This window comes from Streptomyces sp. NPDC042336, from assembly GCF_055581985.1.
Genome location: NZ_JBVJEA010000052.1, coordinates 1 through 18,208 on the forward strand (window position 1 = coordinate 1; position 18,208 = coordinate 18,208).

10 protein-coding genes and 7 pseudogenes are annotated in these 18,208 nt (G+C 66.4%); 9 read left to right on the forward strand and 8 right to left on the reverse strand.

The window, feature by feature from the left end; all coding sequences use genetic code 11:
* Positions 1-493: IS3 family transposase (locus ACZ6IM_RS41260; protein ID WP_469564358.1), on the forward strand; the 493-nt coding region annotated here is incomplete at its 5' end.
* Between the two features lie 355 nt (positions 494-848).
* Positions 849-1,268: a HesB/IscA family protein gene (locus tag ACZ6IM_RS41265; protein ID WP_319218863.1), complete on the forward strand. Its 420-nt coding sequence runs from the start codon at positions 849-851 to the stop codon at positions 1,266-1,268.
* 1,263 nt (positions 1,269-2,531) lie between these two features.
* Here ACZ6IM_RS41265 and ACZ6IM_RS41270 read toward each other — a convergent pair.
* The 5 genes from ACZ6IM_RS41270 to ACZ6IM_RS41290 all read right to left on the reverse strand — a co-directional run bounded on the left by ACZ6IM_RS41270 (position 2,532) and on the right by ACZ6IM_RS41290 (position 9,543).
* The gene (locus ACZ6IM_RS41270) at positions 2,532-2,924 is read right to left on the reverse strand and encodes a hypothetical protein (RefSeq protein ID WP_319217116.1); all 393 of its coding nucleotides are present in this window, start codon (positions 2,922-2,924) and stop codon (positions 2,532-2,534) included.
* Positions 2,925-3,188: 264 nt separating this feature from the next.
* Positions 3,189-4,478 carry a DNA primase family protein gene (locus ACZ6IM_RS41275; RefSeq protein WP_398918902.1) on the reverse strand — a complete coding sequence of 430 codons (1,290 nt, stop codon included), beginning with the start codon at positions 4,476-4,478 and terminating at the stop codon, positions 3,189-3,191.
* 904 nt (positions 4,479-5,382) lie between these two features.
* Complete coding sequence (locus ACZ6IM_RS41280; protein WP_052843754.1) at positions 5,383-5,784, reverse strand: DUF6009 family protein; 402 nt, start codon at positions 5,782-5,784, stop codon at positions 5,383-5,385.
* Positions 5,781-7,328, reverse strand: a complete 1,548-nt coding sequence (locus tag ACZ6IM_RS41285) for a DNA primase family protein (RefSeq protein WP_362770875.1) — start codon at positions 7,326-7,328, stop codon at positions 5,781-5,783. The genes ACZ6IM_RS41280 and ACZ6IM_RS41285 overlap by 4 nt, the downstream gene beginning before the upstream one ends.
* 1,189 nt (positions 7,329-8,517) lie before the next feature.
* Positions 8,518-9,543: a bifunctional DNA primase/polymerase gene (locus ACZ6IM_RS41290; protein ID WP_319217130.1), complete on the reverse strand. Its 1,026-nt coding sequence runs from the start codon at positions 9,541-9,543 to the stop codon at positions 8,518-8,520.
* A 279-nt stretch (positions 9,544-9,822) separates the two neighbouring features.
* Here ACZ6IM_RS41290 and ACZ6IM_RS41295 point away from each other — a divergent pair, with 279 nt between their 5' ends.
* The 6 genes and pseudogenes from ACZ6IM_RS41295 (at position 9,823) to ACZ6IM_RS41320 (ending at position 15,010) form a co-directional block, all read left to right on the forward strand.
* The gene (locus ACZ6IM_RS41295) at positions 9,823-10,779 is read left to right on the forward strand and encodes an IS630 family transposase (RefSeq protein WP_319217124.1); all 957 of its coding nucleotides are present in this window, start codon (positions 9,823-9,825) and stop codon (positions 10,777-10,779) included.
* A 603-nt stretch (positions 10,780-11,382) separates the two neighbouring features.
* Positions 11,383-12,076 (forward strand): annotated as a pseudogene (locus ACZ6IM_RS41300) (transposase family protein).
* 127 nt (positions 12,077-12,203) lie between these two features.
* Positions 12,204-12,719, forward strand: a pseudogene (locus tag ACZ6IM_RS41305) (transposase family protein); the annotation flags it as partial.
* Between the two features lie 60 nt (positions 12,720-12,779).
* Positions 12,780-13,238: pseudogene (locus ACZ6IM_RS41310) on the forward strand (transposase); the annotation flags it as partial.
* Positions 13,120-13,971, forward strand: a pseudogene (locus tag ACZ6IM_RS41315) (transposase); the annotation flags it as partial. The pseudogenes ACZ6IM_RS41310 and ACZ6IM_RS41315, both read left to right, overlap by 119 nt.
* A gap of 281 nt (positions 13,972-14,252) precedes the next feature.
* Positions 14,253-15,010 (forward strand): annotated as a pseudogene (locus ACZ6IM_RS41320) (transposase family protein).
* A 13-nt stretch (positions 15,011-15,023) separates the two neighbouring features.
* Here the strand turns inward: ACZ6IM_RS41320 and ACZ6IM_RS41325 are convergent.
* On the reverse strand, positions 15,024-15,539 hold the full coding sequence (locus tag ACZ6IM_RS41325) for a winged helix-turn-helix domain-containing protein (RefSeq protein ID WP_319349739.1): 516 nt from the start codon (positions 15,537-15,539) through the stop codon (positions 15,024-15,026).
* A gap of 166 nt (positions 15,540-15,705) precedes the next feature.
* Positions 15,706-15,834, reverse strand: a pseudogene (locus ACZ6IM_RS41330) (hypothetical protein); the annotation flags it as partial.
* 278 nt (positions 15,835-16,112) lie between these two features.
* On the opposite strand from ACZ6IM_RS41330, the gene rimM reads away from it, so the two are divergent.
* Positions 16,113-16,688 (forward strand): ribosome maturation factor RimM, encoded by a 576-nt coding sequence (gene rimM / locus ACZ6IM_RS41335; protein WP_319217128.1) that lies wholly within the window; start codon positions 16,113-16,115, stop codon positions 16,686-16,688.
* A gap of 1,437 nt (positions 16,689-18,125) precedes the next feature.
* Here rimM and ACZ6IM_RS41340 read toward each other — a convergent pair.
* Positions 18,126-18,208 (reverse strand): annotated as a pseudogene (locus ACZ6IM_RS41340) (IS5/IS1182 family transposase); the annotation flags it as partial.

The following is an 18,208-nucleotide window of genomic DNA, read 5'->3' on the forward strand; positions in this document are numbered from 1 at the left end:
CATCACCTACCTGCCCCTCGACGGCGGGAAGTTCTGCTACCTCGCCACCGTCATCGACCTCGCCTCACGCCGTCTGGCCGGCTGGGCGATCGCCGATCACATGCGCGCGGACCTCGTCACCGACGCCCTGGCCGCGGCGATCCGCACCCGCGGCAGTCTCACAGGATCGATCATGCACACCGACCACGGAGCCCAGTACACGAGCAGGGCATTCGCCCAAGCCTGCAGGTCAGCAGGGGTTCGGCGAAGCATGAGCGCGGTCGGCTCCAGCGCGGACAACGCACTCGCCGAGTCCTTCAACGCCACCTTCAAACGCGAGACCCTGCAAGGACGAAAGAGCTGGCCCAACGAGCGCGAGGCCCGACTCGACGCCTTCCGATGGCTCCACCGCTACAACACCCGACGCCGACACTCCCGCCTCGGACAACGATCACCGATCGCCTTCGAGGACGCCCTCCAACTCACACCAACTACGCTGGCACAAGCCGCGTAACCCGTGTCCAGGATTCGGGGTCAAGGCCCCGGTAGCAAGCGCACTGTCCGGCAGAGTCCTCGCACCGGTCCGGGCACTCACTCCACCAAACGCCCCAAGCGGCAGCAAACGGAGGGAGCGCCGACGTTCACAGCGCCCTGCGCGCGCTGTCAGGCCGGGTAGGGCAATGACCGTGTTGCTTCCGGGCCGGGCGTCGAGACTCTCTCCCCCCGGGGCTGGCGACTGGCCGAATCCAGACATGCTTGGGCACCGATGGGACACGGTGAGTGAACCATTTACCCAAACTCCCGTCGTACTGCTGGTGGAGCTCGAAACTCGGGCCCAGGCTTGATGGGAGCGCAAAGTGCCGGAGACGATGTACGCGATCGAACTCACGAAGGCGGCGGTGGCCAAGGTCACTGATCTGCTGCGGCGTGAGGAGCCCGGGCTCGCGCTGCAGGTCTCGGTGCAGCCTGGTGGTTGCTCAGGGATGCGGTACCAGCTGTTCTTCACCGACAAATATGCCAAGGTCCTGTCCAAGATGCTGGACGAGCGCGATGACGAAGGGTTCGCTGAGGAGGACGACCCGCAGACAGCGGCCCAACGCGCCGCTCTGGACGCCGCCAAGATGTCCGTGGTCTGGTTCGACCGTTTCGCGATGGTGATCGACCCGAAGAGCGGTCCCTACCTACAGGGGGCGAGCATCGATTATCTGGACACACTGCAGAAGTCGGGCTTCGTGATCGATAACCCGAACGCGAGTGGTTCCTGCGCCTGCGGCGACTCGTTCCAGTGAATCCGCAAGACCACACAAACGAGGCGCCGCTTGCCTGGCTGTGTGCGCAGGACAGCGCCAGCCGGCTACTCGCACACAGCCAGATGTCCTGGACACAGGCATCGTTCGAGTACCGTGCCGCGCACGACGTCCTGGCCCTGACACTCCTGCTCACCTGCCCACCGGAAGCCCTGCCTGGGTTCAGCCCGGCAGACATGCCCCCGCTACGCGCGCTGGTGATTGACGATGTCGAATGGGCGCTCTGGTGCCGCACAACCCTCGATGTCGGCGCCTGCGGTATGCCGCCGGCGGACAGGGAGGTGGCCGACAGCGCCTATCGTTGGCTGACGTCAAGCCGCCTGCTGTGCGGCTCTCTCGATGAAGCACTGGGAGTCTGCGTGGCTACGGCAAACCGCCGTGGGGCGGGCGTCAGCGTTGGTGTGACTTTAGCCCGGCGAGCACTCAACTCCTGGGCCCATGACCGCCCCACTCCGTCGGGACCCAACGGCGCGTGACGGGTACCGGCCGCGGCCGCCCGGTACCCGTCAGGCACTCAGCGGCTGCTCGCTCACGCGCCCACCGTGTCCTGAGCAGCTCCGACGTAGCTGCTCAGGACTTGAGCCGCTTCTCTTGGACTTCTTGAACTTGAAAGTTGATCCTCCAGGGGTCTGGCTCGTTGGGCCACACCGAGAGAAGTAGTGACCACAGTGGGGGGCGGGCGGAGGTCCGCCGACCTCACCGGGCCGGGGAGATGCGGGTTCGGGTGATCGCGAACGACGTGCCGCCCTTGAAGTACCAGCAGGCACTGAAGGGCTCGATCATGGAGGTGGTCGAGCCGCAGATCCGTCAACCGCTCGCACAGTGACGTGAGGTGCCGGCGACGGTGTTGGCGGAGAGGGTTGGTTGGGACCGAGGCCTGACCGTGCTCAAGAGCCGGGCCTCGGAGGCCGGTCGCCGGCCTGCGGACCCGGCCTCGGGACGGCCTATGAGCCGGGCGAGACTGGCCAGTGCGACCTGTGGTTCACGATGGCCGACATCCCGCTCGAATTCGGCCCGGTCGGACGGCCGCCCGTGCTCGTCATGGTCGCGGGCTACTCAGAGTGGATCGCTGCCCGGATGCGGCCCTCCCAGGCGGCGGCCTGACCGAACTGGACGCGGGTCCGAGGGGGCTGGGCTGGTCTGGGACAACGAAGAAGTTCCGCGGGATCCGGAAGCCAAAAGGCCTGGTCGAGCGGACCAACGGCTGCTTGGAGACGTCGTTCCCGCCAAGCGGTTGTTCAACATTCAGCTCGCCGACTGGTTGACCAAGGTGAACCGGCGCACCCACCACACCCTGCAGGTCCGCCCGGCGGACCGGTTGCAGGCGGACCCTTCCCGGCTGCTGGTCTTGCCGCCGATCGCACCGCCGGGTTGGTGGAAGGCATCCCCGGGACTGCCCGGCACCACTACGTTCGCCGGGACATCCGCCACTACTTGGTGTGTCCGCTGACCGTCGATGGTCGTATCGAGGTCGCCGCCGACCTCGACCAGGTTTTGGTCACCTGTGATGGCGTCGAGGCCATGCGCAATGCCCGCAGCCGGGCCTGTCACCAGACCATCACCGACCCGGAGCACGCGGGCGCCGTGGTGGGTCACGGTCTCGTTTCGGGCCTGTGTGGCGGGGTTGTGTGGAATCATCTGCCGGAGCCTGCGCTGACCCCTGAGGGGGAGGCGCATACGCAGACGCGTTGTACGGGTTATGGACGCCACCGGCCATCTGCCAGGCCAAAACCTCACCACCGGGCGCCGCGGGCAGAAAGTCAGAAATACCCTCTGGCACGCCGCCGGGCCACCCCACATCCCATGCGGACCGTACGCCCCCCAGGGCCCTGCGGATACGCTCCCGACGAAGGAGCCGGACGTAGACGAGTGCGGGCGCGGCGGGAAGACCACCTGCCAGCTTCAGACTCTGGCTGTCTCCCGAACCCGCGCGGCGAAGACCCGTGAGGGCACCGGTGAGGCACCTTCCATCTCGCACCAACGCCGGTAAACGGCGTACAGTCCCGTCTGCGCGCCGCCGGCCCTAGGTGGAAGCGGCGGGCGTCGCTCAGCCAGGAAGCGGCCGACATGATCTTCAGTCTCGGCATACGCAGCCGTGGCCTCCTGTACCGACCGAGGCCCGGCCAGTTCACGCGACCCACGCAGATAATGACCGGCACCGGTGATCAGCCATTGCAGGATGCCTGGTCCTTCCTCAGCCACGAGCACATCCGCCAGGTTGTCCACCCGCTGATCATCCGCGACGACATGGCGGAAGGGAATGACCCGGATACGCCGCCATAGGGCGAAGTCCCCCATGGCCACTTCCGGCCGGTGGTTGCCCACCAGCCAGAGCTTGTGCGTCGGATCAAAGCCGAAAGACTCCTGGCCTATGCGTCGTGCCTTGATGCGATCACCGCCTGTGAGGAACGAAGCGCGCGCTTCGTCGAGCCGGTCACCGGGACGGGGCTCCGCGCAGATGACCAGTCGGCGGCCGTGCAATTCCGCCAGGTTGGTTGGGTGTTCCTCGTACTGATGGGCCATCAGAAAGCCTGGTGGGGCGACATCGGCGTAGTCGCCCAGCAGTCTCAGCACCACACCAAGCAGCACGCTCTTGCCGTTGTGACCGGGCCCGTGGAGGAAGGGGAGGACCTGCGCTCCGACATCCCCCGTCAGCGAGTAGCCCAGCAGTCGGTGCAGATAGGCGATCAACTCCGTGCCCTCATCATCCCCGCCGAAGGTCTCGTGCAAGAACCGCTCCCAACGGGGGACAGGCATGGTGCGCACCGTCACGGCGGTGGCACGCGAGTGAAGGTGCTGCTCGGGGTCGGGAGCGCTCACCTCCCCTGTGGCTAGATCCACCACCCCGCCTGGAGTGCACAGACTGTACGGGGCGGCGTCGAGCAGTGCGGCCGGCAGCACCATGCCGGGCGCGGTCTTCACCTGCTCAAGGACAGCTTTGATGGCCGGGGTCGACAGGGACTGGCGTCGGTGGCGCCGCAGCTCCGCGTCCGGGTGACGACCGGTGGGGTCCGTTTCCGCCAGAGCTTCCGCCATTTCACCGGCAGCCCAGAGCACGGTCCCGCTGTCATCGGGCTCCCACCGGTAGCCGGACCAGCGGTACCAGCCGAGGCCGGGGACGAATCTGAAGTCGTGCCGATAGCGCTCGGCAAAGAGCTTGGCGTTGCCCCGGTCGCTCAAGCTGTCGGGCATGAGCCCGTGGTCACCGGGCTGCGAAGGGCGTACGCCGCGCGCCGTGTCGCCCATGCCCTGTGCCACGGAGCTGTCGGCCGGAACACCTCGCAGTATCCAGCCGTCGGGGCCGGAGGCCCAGGGTGTCGGTATGCCAGAGTTGGCTGAAGGCTCGGGTGTGCTGGACACTGCACGCTCTTTCGACATGGGCTGACGCCCGTCGCCGGGCTCGGAAGAAGCGTTCGCGGGCACTGGGCGGGCGTGGACGATGCGCAGGACGACGATGGGTGGCACCGGCCGTCAGCCGCATGTGGCTGACGGCATCAGAATGCTGGAACGGCGCCGTCGTCGTCTGCCTGCCCTACGGCTTAGAGGTGAAGACGGTTCACTCGCCTTGGGCTGTGGCGTGCACTGGAGCGGCATGGGCCCCCGCCAACCTCGCGGACGCGCCCTGCCGCCAGTCGGATCAGACAGATCGCGAGCCCGAAGAAGCCTTCGTGGAGGCCGTCGCGTCGTTCCCAGCGGATGTGTAGTGGCGGAGGCCGTGAAGCCAGACCATCGTTCGCTCGGCGTTGTCCCGCAAAATGCCAGGCCGGGGCTGGGGGCGCGATCACCGGGAACCCTCGCTGTCAGGGCAAGTGTCGGCACGTGTCTTGGTCGCAACTGCGGTCGGCCAGCAATGCGCCGGGGACCGGGGGCTGCCCACCCGGCCAGCCTTGATTGCAGCCAGCAGGTCTGCCCTGATCCGAACGCAGCAGTTGATCTGCGACCCGGCCCTCGCAACGCTGCGGCAGAGACCGCCCGATGGCCTCATCTGGCACCGGCAGCAAGCCCTTCCGTCCATGTCAGCGGGCGGAGCGCGCCGGAGTCCGCGGCACCTCGCCGGGACTGCGAGTTCATCCTGCTCATAGCGGGTTGGGTGAGGTCACAGGGGCAGCGTTATGCCGAGTTCTCGCATGGCAGTGGAGGGGGGCCCTCCTTCGGACCGCTCGGTCTTGTAGCCCTTGACGCGGGGGCCGAGGGTACGAGGGTCGACGGCTTCTGCGGGCGCGCCCTTGGCATACAGGCCGTCGGGCTGGGTGTCGCGGTCATGAGGCAGTAGCCAGAAGACACGCCGTCGAAAGGTGCCCGAGGAGGGAGAGGGCTTGATAGCGGGGTCGAGCAAGGCATAACCGACCATACGCCCGTCGCGGTGGTAGGCCGGTCTGCCTTTGCGTGTGGGCAGTCGGTCCAGGCTCTGCCGGACGTAGTCGAGGTCGTTGATGTCCTCCAACCAGAGGAGTTCGCTCTCGTGGCTGATCTCATCCTCGGTGATCAGGGAGCTCATGCGTTGGCGTCCCTTTCCTGGTCGGCGAGCAGTCCAATGCCCGGGTAATGCTTGCGCTGGTTGGAGAGGACCATTTCCTTGGGCGAGGCCAGGCCGACCAGTTCGCGGGTGCGGGCTGCGAACGCCCTTGAGGACATGGCCGGGGCCCCCTCATTCTGACACCACGCCCGATAGACGGTGTAGAGGGCCGTCTGTTCCGCCCGCAGGTTCGGGCCGAGGACACAGCACTCTTCGTAGAAGCGCCCGGTGTGGTCCTCGGTCTCGGCATAGGCGGTCGTGGCGATGCGCACACGCTCCGGGCCAGCCAGGTCACGAGCACCGGCGAGGTAACGACGAGCCCCGTGGACGAGCCACCCGAGGATGCCCGGACCTTCCTCGGTGACGAGGATGTCGGCCAGGTTGTCGATCTTGCGATCGTCCGAGACAACACGCTCGAAGGGAATCAGCCGCATGCGGCGCCAGAACGCGAAGCCACCGGTACCCACTTCGGGACGGTGGTTGCCCAGCAGCCAGAGCTTGTGCGTGGGTTCGAAACTAAAGAAGTCCTGCCGCATGCGGCGCGCCTTGATGCGGTCACCACCGGTCAGCAGCTTCACTCTCGCCTCGTCGAACTTGTCACCGGGCTTGACCTCGGAGCACACGATGACACGACGCCCATGGAGTTCGGCGAGGTCAGTGGGGTGGCCTTCGTAGGGGCGGGCCATCAAGAAGCCGGGCGGGGCGGCATCGGCGTAGTCGCCGAGGAGCTTCATCAACACGTCCAACAGGACGGACTTGCCGTTCTTCCCCGAACCGAACAGGAAGGGCAGGACCTGGCCGCCGACATCGCCGGTGATGGAGTACCCCAGCAGCAGCTGAAGGTAGTCGATCATGTCACGATCCTCGGTGTCCTCACCGAAGGTGTCGGTCAGAAATCGCTCCCAACGCAGGGTGGGCGCGGACTGCGGGCCGACCGTGGTGGAGCGGGAGTGGAAGTCCTTGTCGGGATCGGGCTTCCTGATCAGGCCGGTGCGAAGGTCGACGATGCCGTCGGGAGTGCACAAGGCGTACGGGTCAGCGTCCAGAAGTGCGGCATTGAGAACCATACCGGGGGCGGACTTCGCTTGGGCGAGCATGGCGTTGATGCCCGTGGTGGACAAGGCACGACGGCGATGCTGCTGCAAGGCTTGGGTCGTGAACACGCCGCGGGGATCGTGGACGGCGATGCTTTCCGCGAGGTCGCCTGCCGCCCACAGGACGGTGTCGTCCTCATCGACCTGCCAGCGAGTGGTGTCCCACCGGTACCAGCCAATGCCAGGCACATGTCTGTAGTCGTTGCCGTAGAGCTTGACGAACAGTTTGGCATTGCCACGGTCGGACAGCGTGTCAGGCAGGAGACCAGCAGCCGTTACCTCGCCCGCGGTTGCTCGAGGTGTTGTCGTTTGGTCGGGCAGGGCAAATGTGACCGCCGATGCGAGGGGGCTGGCCTGCGCTCGGATCTGAGCGGCGACGACTTCGGCGTCGAAGTCGAAGATGGGCTCGGTGCCTTTGCCGGGCGTTGTCATGGGCGGCTTCCGCGTGAGTGCAGGGTGTGCTGACGGGCCGCCGGAGTGCTGCTGTTCGGCTGGCCTCGACGTATCCGCTCTGGGCAGGACGGGAGCGCGGGCTGGATCGGGGCATGGCCTCCGTGGGGGGCGTGCCTCCGATCGGTGCGGCGCCCGAGGGGCATGAGATGGAGCAGGTGGGTATCGCAACACCGGCAGCACGCTGACGGGCTAAGTGGTCGAGCGTGCGAGCACGGAGTGCTTCGCGGGTACGCACGGTCCATGATTCGGATCGTGCGGCTCATTGCAGGCGGGCCTGCCAGTCGGGGGGACCGCGCCCACCCGATAGTGACTGTGCCTACGGCATCACAGCCAGCCTCCAGCGAGTCGCTGCGGGGCAGACTCAGCTCAGCAACCATGCGCACCCCCAGCAGCGACTGAAGCGACTCAACGATGGGCATAGCCTAGCGAACGCGTTCCCAAGCGGTCATGCGCGTATGGGAACGACCTACGACGTACCGACGCCGAAGGATCTGTTGAGGGCACGAGCATGGACGGCACCCAGTCGGCGTTCTGGTCGCTGTGCCGCATGCACGGAATAACAGCAGTTCAAAGGCGATGTCCCCATCGGATGAGCGACTGAAGCGACTGGCGGTCTCACATGGGACAACGTGTCCGTGCCGAACCGTCGCGTCGGGGTGTGACGCTCCGGTGGAGGCGAGCCCGCCTATAGTTGTCGCATTCGACCGACGAAACGAGGGCCTCTCATGCTGGGGTCACACCGCCGGAGCAGCGTGTCGAATGAGACGCAAGGGTGACCGCGCTGGTTGCGCTTCGCCCCGGCTCGAAGTAATCCGGCTCTGGTCGTGCCAGGACTGAACCTAGTCGGTCCCCAGTTCGTAGTGCTGTACGGATGCCGCTGCAGTCAGACGTGCGCTGGCCTTGGGGTACCTGACTGCACCCTCGGGACGGAGCCCGCGCCGCGGTATCCCCGCCCTCTCCCTTGTCGGGAAAGGGCGGGCCGTGGTCTGAGAAGCTGACCCTCCCCTCAGGCCACGGCACCTGCTCGACTGATCTGTCTGGACCGGGATCGCTCGTCCCCTGGCTGGGATGCGTCAGTCTCAGATGGGGCGAGTTGCACATGGCGAAGCAGCCAGTCCGTCACCGACCCGAGCAGGCGTGCCGGCCCGGCAAGGTAGAACGCGCAGCCTCAAGAACGGTGTCTGCTGTCATACAACGGCCGTTTGAGGCCCGCAGCCAGACCACTGTGGACGATCTGTTCAATGCGGCGCTCCTGCCCGGGACGGGCGGCAAGCGCCGTTTCCTTCAGAGCCTGCTCGGCCTCTTGCTGAGGCAACCGACCGGCGGCGATGAGCCCGCCGAGGGTATAGGCAGCGCGATTGAGAATGTCTGAGAATCCCGCGCCCTCCGGTGTCAGACCACAAGCTTGCACAGGAGCCAGAACCGTGGCGAGAGCGTGCCGACCGTGCTGAGGACCACCTGCAGCGGCGACGGCCTGCCTCGCACGTGAGGGCACAGGCGCGTGAGTGCTCGACGCAGGCAAATGGCCAGTGCGATCGAGCTCCTGAGCAAGCCAGGAGGGAAGGACGGCCAGTTCGCGGGGGTTCCCGAGCGGGGTGTAAGTGCCGTGCGTTGTGGTGGTCCCGGGTGCAACGATGTAACTGCCACGGGCCCGGACGTCCACCTGCCAAGCCAGGGCGCGGCGCGGGCTGGAACCCACGGATGACTGCCAGCGGTGCGGACCTTCCACCCGGTACCAGACGTGGAGCCCGCCGGAGGGCGTCCGAACACGCAGTGTGGAGGAGTCGTCGGCGGGACTGGGCTGGCCCCGCAGTGCGGCAAGCACCCCGAGTGAGTGGAAGCCGTTCGCCAGACCGGTGAGGTCGACGTGGGGGGCAATGGGAATGCCGGGCAAGATCCGCTGGCGCTCAGGCGGGGAGGCTGAGTGCGCATCGATGTCTATGACGACCAGGCGGGCTGGGCCACAGGAAACGGCGACGCCCAAGTCCGGGCGCGCTCCCCACCATCGCCGCACACGATTCCGGTCGAGGGTCGCAGCGTGGAAGCCGTGGCACCAGAGGCCTGCCGGCAGGCAGGGACAGGCCGTGGGCTGGTGAGAGGCCATACGGCAGTCACGGCAGTTCGCGACTGGAGTTTTACGCCCCGGAGCCAGGGGGTGAACAGGCCAGCCCCGGGACACGCACCAGTCCGCAATGTCGAGGGACGTTCCTGTGGAGCGGGAGCTTGATGCAGATGTCTGTGAGCCACCAAGTGCGGAAACTGGCTGGTTAAGCAACCGCATTCCCTTCAGTGACCGAAGCACCCCAAACGACAGAACCAGACTAGCGAACGTGATCCGAAACGGTTCGGGTTGCGGGTCGTTGGTGTTGCGTGAGCGATCTGGTGGTGGACGCACAGCATCTGTCGTCGTCGGCGCAGGAGGCCCTGCGGCTGCGGGTGGTGGCTGCGTTGGTGGCGGGGCGGGACCGTGAGGATGTGGGTGCTCTTCGGGGTGTCGCTGAAGGCGGTCGACGTGTGGTGGGCGAAGTGGCAGGCCGGCGGCCGGGAGGCACTGGTCATGCGGACGAGGGGCAAGCCGGTGGGGGTGCACCAGGTGCTCGGGGAGGCCGAGCAGCCCGCGGTGCGTCAGGCGGTCCTGGAGCATCGACCTTGTGACGTGGGGCTGGGCGGGCAGTTGTGGACGCGTCGGCTGGTGGGCGAGTTGATCGGGAAGCTGTACTGGGTGCGGCTGACCGAGCCCGGGGTGGGCAAGTACCTGAGGCGGTGGGGGCTGTCGTTCCAGCGGCCGGACAAGCGGGCTGTCGAGCAAGGACCCGGAGGCCGTCCGGCGCTGGCACGAGGAGGCCTGGCCGGCGATCCGCGCGAAGGCGAAGAAGGACGGCGGCGAGATCCTCTTCGCCGATCAGGTCGGCATCCGTTCCGACCAGGTCACCGGCCGCACCTGGGGCGAGAAGGGCAGGACCTCGTCGTGCGGCGGGGCGGGAACCGGTTCTCGGGGAACGCGATGTCGGCGATCCGCACCAGGGGCCGGATGCACTTCATGGTCTTTACCGGAAGCTTCACCGCCGAGGTGATGTGCCGCTTCCTGAACCGGCTCGCCGGCCACTTCGATCGCAAGGTCCACCTCGTGGTCGACGGGCATCCCGCCCACCGCTCGCGGAAGGCCCGCGACTGGTTCGCCGCCCACCCCGACGACGTCGAGACGCACTTCCTGCCGCCGTACTCGCCCGAGCTGAACCCCGACGAGCTGGTCAACGCCGACCTCAAGCGCAGCCTGCCCAAGCAGCACCGAGCTCGGAACCAAGCCAAACTCGCCGCCGAGAGCCGCCGGTTCTTCCGCAGACGGCAACGACAGCCGCACATCGTCCGCGGCTACTTCGGCGGCCCGCACGTCCGCTACGTCCTGGACGAGAACCCCATGAGTTTCTGATCAGTAACTGCAGACCACGGAAGTAGCCGCCCCCTGCACCCATAACTGCAAGGCAGAGGCGCCAGCGACGCAACATCGGCACCAGCGACCGAGCTTGCTCGCGGTAGCTACTCGTTAGCAATGAGAAAGACGCAGGTCGTGGGCATACTGCGCCCCGATCAGCGACTGAAGCGACTGAAGCTTGCTATATATGACACACACGTACACCTACACCTGCCTTCATATATACGGAATGCTGGTCGCTTTAGTCGCTACCTTCCGGCTGGCTCCGGTCTGACCTGCGGTTTTGCGGCCTCCCAGCTGAGCGACTGAAGATGACCGCAGTCGCTGCGTTTCCGTCGCTCGGCTACCGAACCGACAGTGACGGGGCGACTATCCCGGCAGGTGCAGACTGCCGTCGCCGGGCACTGGATCATCAGTCGGGAGGTAGCCCATTCGTCTCCGCCTCCGCCCCCAACGTGGGGTGCCTGGACAGGACGACGGCCTCCAACAGCCTGACGGACCTCAGCCCTTCGGTCGGTCCGAGTCGGGCCCCCGCCGAACTCGTCCAGGCTCGCAGGTCGATGCTTCGACCTGCTCCATGCTCTGGTCGAGTGGGTCGCGATGTGCATCGTCACGTGTGAAGGTGGCCGCCGGTGCAGGCTTCCGCCGTACCGGCGGGTGCTGACCGCACTGGTGTGCCTGCGGTGCTACGACGCCCTGGTCCGGATCGCTGCGGCCTTCGGGGTATCCGTCGGCGCTGCTCATGCCTACGTCACTGCGGTCACCGGCCTGCCCGGCGGGCGGGCACCGGGCCCGCTGAAGACGCTGCCCGCACATGATCCGGAGTCCGTTCTCCTGGACGGCACGCTCGCCGAGTGCGACCCGCGTCGGCGACGGCAGGGCCGACTACGCCTCGAGACGCGAGCGGCACGGGGTGAACGTGCGGGTCGTCGCAGATCCCCGCGGGGAGATGCTCTGGCTGTCGCCGGCACTGCCAGGCCGGACCCACGATCTGACAGCTGCCCGGACCCACCGGATCCACCGGATCTGCGAACACCAGGGCGTCCCGGTCGTCGCCGACCGCGCCTACATCGGCGCCAGCTCCTGGGCCACCACCGTCATCCGCCGCCTGCCCAACGGCGAACTGTCACCGAGCGAACGGACGCTATACCGGGGACTCGCCCAGGCCCGTGCTCCCGTCGAACGAGGCGTCGCCCGCCTGAAGTCCTGGCGGATCTTCCGCCGGAGCCGCTGCAGCCCGAACTGCATGACGGACATCGCAGCCGAGGGCCTCGCCCTGCAGAGGCAACACTGAAAAGGCTCACTGAGTGTTTTCAGAGTGGCCACCGGGCGGGTGGCGGGCTGGTCTTCCGCAACGCACGAGCCTCCTGTGCCGTTGAGAGAGGTGTTCGACGTCTCAGCTCATCAGCGCAGGAGCCTCGTTGGTTCCCTGTCCTGCCTCACTTGACCTGCCTCATGCCCTGGTCGAGTGGGTGATCATGCTCGTCGTCTCCTGTGAGGGTGACTGCCGCTGCAAGCTCCCGCCGTACCAGTGTGCTCTCGTCGGTCTGGTCTACCTTCGCCGGCACGACACCCTCGTGCAGATCGCCGCCGGGTTCGGCATATCCGTCGGCACCGCCCACGCCTACGTCAGCGCCGTTGTCAATCACCTGTCCCGGCGGGCGCCCGGACTGTTGCGGGTCCTGCGGGCAACGGATCCCAAGCATGTCCTGCTCGACGGCACGCTCGGCGAGTGCGACCGGGTCGGTGACAGCCGGGCCGACTTCTCGCAGAGGCACCGCCGCCACGGCGTGAACGTGCCAGTCATGGCCGGTCCTGCGGGCAAGCTGCTGTGGATCTCGCCCGCTCTGCCCGGACGCACCCATGACCTGACCGCGGCCCGTACCCACCGCATCATCCGGATCTGCGAACACCAAGGCGTTCCCGTCCTCGTCGAGACCGGGCCGGGTACGGCGGCCCGGGTGCACGATCTGCGGGAGATCGTCAACGCCATCCTGTACGTCAACCGCACCGGCGTCCCGTGGGAGTACCTGCCGCACGGCTTCCCGCCGTACAAGACCGTCTACGTCTACTGGGCGAAGTGGGAAGCCGACGGCACCACCCGGCAGGTCCACGGCCTGTTACGCGACAAGACCCGCCAGTTGCATGGCCGCAGCGTGCAGTCCACTGCGGCCGTGGTGGACGCGCAGAGCGTGAAGACCTCGACAAACGTCTCCGAGGCCAGCCAGGGCATCGACGCCGGCAAGAAGATCAGAGGACGCAGGCGGCACGTGATCGCCGACACGCTCGGCCTGGTCCTGGCTGTCCTGGTCACCGCCGCGAACGTGCACGACACCAGCCGTCGCGGTCCTGGCCCGCGCCCAGCAGGAGGCCGTCTGGGACCGAACCCAGGCCGGCAACAAACTGACCTCCCACTTGCGCGAGTACTTCCCCAGCTATCTGGCCGCCGTCGGTAACCGCCGAGAGGGCATCTATCACCCCATCGCTCGGGCACTCCTGGCTGCGGCGCCCACCCCGCGCCAGGCGGCCAAGCTCACGCGAACGCAGCTGCGGGCAGTACTGAAGAAGGCTGGCCGCAAGAACACGATCGACAGGGAAGTCGAGCGGCTGCACGGCGCGCTCCGCGCTCCCCAGATGCGCCATCTTCCCCTGGTCGAAGCAGTCATGGGGCGGCAGGCACTTGCGCTGCTTCGGCAGCTGGAGGCCGCGTGCTCCAGTGCCGATGATCTCGCCGAAGCTGCAGTGCAGACATTCGAGACCCATGCCGATGCAGAGATCATCACGAGCTTTCCGGGACTGCGCCCGCTGAGCGGGGCCCGGGTTCTGGCTGAGATCGGCGACGACCGGACACGGTTCGCCGATGCCAGAGGCCTGAAGGCGTACGCGGGATCCGCTCCCGTCACCAGGGCCTCCGGCAAGAGCGTGTCCGTCGCGGCCCGCAGGGTCAAGAACCAAAGACTGGCCGGCGTCGGCTACATGTGGGCCTTCTCAGCGATGGCCCACTCAAACGGAGCGCGGGCTCACTACGACCGCCGACGTGAGGCCGGCGACCGCCACACGGCCGCCCAGAGGAATCTTTTCAACCGAATGATCGGCTGCCTGCATCATTGCCTGTCTCACCGTGTCCCGTTCGACGAGACCGTGGCCTTCCCGACCGCTCGAGAGCCTCATATTGCCCTTGCCGCTTGACGTATTCTTCGCATCGGATGTCTTCTTTCGAGGCGCCATCGGACAACACATTGCAGATCTCGAAGCCCAACTCGCGCCGTACCTCACCACACCACCCCCGCGTCCCTGACCCAACCTCGGATCAATGCCAAACGAGAGGTCCCTGGCCGACGACCGTCAGATCCAGGCGATGAGCCCTTTCCAACCTGTCGGCTGAGTATGTGAGTTGGGCTGTCAGACAGATGAAGCTCCTGGTAGATGGGTTTTCGACCAAGAAGAACCATCTCCACCAGAGGCGTCGTGTGCTTGTCTATCCGTCCGGCGTCGACGTGTCCAGCTCTGCCCTTCGCTTCTTGTCCAGGCTCCGCCAGCACCGCCGGGAGCTCGGCACCCGGTGGCGGCGTCTGAACCCGGGCCGGCAGGCTTTGCTCACCCTCGCGCACCTTCGCAACGGCCATCCGTACGCCCAGCTCGCAGCCGGTTTCGGCATCGGCGCCACGACGGCCTACCGGTACGTCGCCGAGGCCGTCGAGCTCCTGGCCGCGCTCGCCCCGACTCTCGCGGAAGCGGGCCCGGACGGCATCGACGAGGCGTTCGTGCTGCTGGACGGCACCCTGTTGCCGATTGACCGCATCGCCGCGGGCCGCCCCTTCTACTCCGGCAAGCACAAGAAGCATGGGATGAACGTGCAGGTCCTGGCCGATCCGTCCGGCTGCTGTGGGCGTCACCGGCTCTGCCCGGAGCCGTCTACGATGTCCGGGCCGCCCGTGAACACGGCATCATTGCCACTCTTGCGGAGGCCGGCGTCATCTGCTGGGCCGACAAGGGTTACCGAGGTGCCGCGCGTACGGTCCGCGTCCCGTACTGGGGACGGTGGGAGACGCTTTCCTCGGGCCAGAAGGCCGTCAACCGGTCCCACGCGAAGATCCGAGCCCTGGTCGAGCAGGCCGTCGCCACCTTCAAGTCCTGGCGACTCCTCCGCAAGCTCCGCTGCTCGACCAACCGCGTTACCGGCCTCGTCCAAGCCGTCCTCTGCCTGCACCTGGCCAGCTCAGACTGAGGATGAAAAACGCTCAATACCTCCGTCGCCTGTCTGCGCGGAGGTCCTCGTAACTTCGTCCAGTGCCGCCACGCTCGCGTCGGCGACGACCTGTCCGGCGGTGCTCACAGGCACGCTCGATCCGCATCTGGCCCGCTACCCCGACGACGAAAGGGCACAGCTCGCCACCGCCCAGCTCACCGGCGTCCGCGCCACCCTCGCCCAGCTCTCCACATAGCCACCGTCCACTGCCGATCACCCGGCGGACGACTGGAGTCCGTCCCTGTTCCCCCCAGGTGCGGCCGGTGACCTGGTCCGAGCGGACTCCGACGTGGTCGGCGAAGAGGACCTCACCGTTCTCCGCCTTCGCTCTGGCCCGGATCGCCGGCCAGGCCTCTTCATGCCAGACGCGGACCGCTTCCGGATCCTGCTCGACGGCCCGCTTGTCCGGACGCTGGAACGTCAGTCCCCAGCGTTTGAGGTACTTGCCAACACCGGGCTCGGTGAAGCGGATCCGGTACAGCTTGAAGATCAGCTCGCCTATCAGCACGCGTCCACAGCTGACCGGAAAGCCCCAGGCCGGAGGGGGTGTGATTGAGAACGACCTGCCGGACGGCGGCCTGCCCGGCCTCGGGCAGAACCTGTTGCTCGCCCACCCGGCGTCCGCGCGGACGGGAGGGCAGCGCGTCGCGGCCGCCAGTCCGCCACCTCGTCCACCAGTTGTCCACGGCCCTGACCGACATTTTGAACAGGGCCGCGACCTCAGCACGGTCCCGTCCCTCCACCAGCGCGGACACCGCCAGCACGCACAGCCTCCTGCGCGTCCGGCGACCGGGTCCGTGCATCCCCCACCAGATCACTCACACACCGTCAAGAGCATGAAATCAAAGCGTTTCCGGTCAATAGGGAATGTGAACCATTTCCTAGCCGATGCCGTAGTCACAACTGGTAAGGACAGTTGAGCATGGCGACCCTCACTGCTTGTGTGCAGCCGTGTCCGCTCCGAGCGTCTCAGGGCAGGGGCAACTTTCATGTCGACGTCTTACGATTTGCGACAAGAACAGACAAATAGCATGAGAAGGGATTTACTTCCCATGTCGGAGATACAGGACAGGTAACGGCATTGCATCTGATCGTCGGACGAATCGGCCGGGCTCATGGGGTAGGTGGAGACGTCACCGTTGAAATACGCACCGATGAGCCTGAGCGGCGGTTCATGCCAGGCGCCGTCTTGCTGACGGACCCGCCGTCCGCTGGCCCGTTGACCATCGAGAACAGCCGGATGAACAACGCGACGCTGCTGCTCCGTTTCCAAGGCGTCCAGAACCGCGATGCCGCCCAGGCCCTACGCGACACACTCCTCCTCGTGGAGGTCGACATCGACGAACTCTCCGAGGATCCTGATGAGTTCTACGACCACCAACTGGTCGGTCTGAAGGTCGTTACCGAAGATGGCATCGAGGTGGGCCGGATCACTGGGATAGGTCATGCCCCCTTGCAGGACCTCGTCATCATCGAGCGGGCCAATGGAAATGAGGTGCTGGTGCCCTTCGTACAACAGATCATCACCGAGATCGATCTTGCGGAACAGTGTGCGGTCCTCAACCCACCTCCCGGCCTGATCGACGACCGCACCGAAGCCGCATCACCGCCGGGGAGCACCAGTACCTCTAACAGGGAAGATGACGTGACGTTGTAGTCCGCGACAGCTCTGGTCGTCCACCGGCCTGAGTAGCACGAAGCTCGGACGGCTCCAAAGACCGGCCGGAGTCGCCAAGCTAGCCTCGGTCGTTCATGAGGGTCCGTCAGCAAGCTGACGGACCCTCATGAACGACCGAGGTCATTTGTTCCCCCTGATGCGAGGTCCCACGTCTGCAGAAAACAGACGTGGAACCCGACCGGCAGCGGCTTGGGCTTTCCGACCGTTGATCCCCATGTCAGGGACACCACAGCCTGGGTGTCCGACCGGATGGCGAGCCCATCGTCGCTGTTCCCGCTGACGCTGGTGATCACATCGGCTCGGACGATCTCTGGGTCAGGTTATCGCCAGTGGTGCGTGCGAACCCAGATGTCGCGATAATGTCCCTCCTGCATGATCGGCGTGTCCTCGTCCATGATTGCGGTCCGCACGGACGGGCCGAGACCTCAGTTGCACGACTCGTAGGGAGCCATCCCGCCGCGGGCAGCGGGCAGGCGGCGGACGTTGTCGTCCTGTTGCCTCAGCCGCTGGAGCTCCTCGTGCTGGGCCGTGAGCCGGGAGACGGCAAGCGTCTTGAACGCGGTGAGCTCGGCCAGCGCCTCGTCCCGTTTCGCGACTGGTCCCTTGAGTCGGCGACCTGGGCCTTGAGCCGTTCGATCTGCGACGTCCGGGGGTCAGGGGCCTCGCCCGCGTCGCGCTGGGCCTTCAGGCGACGCTCGAACTCCTCTCCGAGGTGCTGGTAGAGGCCGGGGCGGGTGGTGCCGTCACGGTTCTTTTGGCGTGGGCAGTACGACGATGACGGTCAGCGGGGGTCTCGCGGGGTTGCGGCAGACATGCAGCGCAGCAGGGGCGACAAGGCGTCAGACGCGATCCGCACCAGCTGGCACTCATGGCCGCCATGGTCATCTGCCGCGACCTGATGACCCCTGCGCTGGGCGGGAGGGTAGATGGGCAGCGGGAGGGCGACTAGGCAGGCTCTCTGAGGCAGAATGCCCAGCTCCGGCTGCTCTTGTCCCAACGTCATTAAGCTCAATGTCCTGACGACGGTGTTCCTGCTGCCTCCTTCGTTCTCTGGCCCGCATCGCGGCAGCCGCGGCCATGGCGCCGCTTCCTATCGTGATCACGCCGGATGTCACAGCAACGCCGCTCATATTCATCCGAACGAGGGGTGAGTCATCTGTCGCCGCCGCTACCGCCGCAGCGCCCGCCGTCGTTACTGCCGTTACACCCGCCAGGGCAGCACGTGACCACGCCTGACGGGTCAACTTTGCTGCCTCCTGTCCTGCTCGTGACTCTGCTGCTTCTTGGACGTCTTGCAGCGCCGCATCCTGCGGAGTTGGCGTCGTCATGCCTGTGCCTCCTTGCTCTCTGACTCGTCTGTTATCCGTATGTGAGTTTTCAACGGTCAGGCGGAGAAAATGGTTCAGTGAGCCTTTTTCATCCTGAATAGCTGCAGGTCAGCAGGGTGTGGATGGCTTGGACGATGATGCTGATGCGGCGGGTGGAGCATCGGGCTCGTC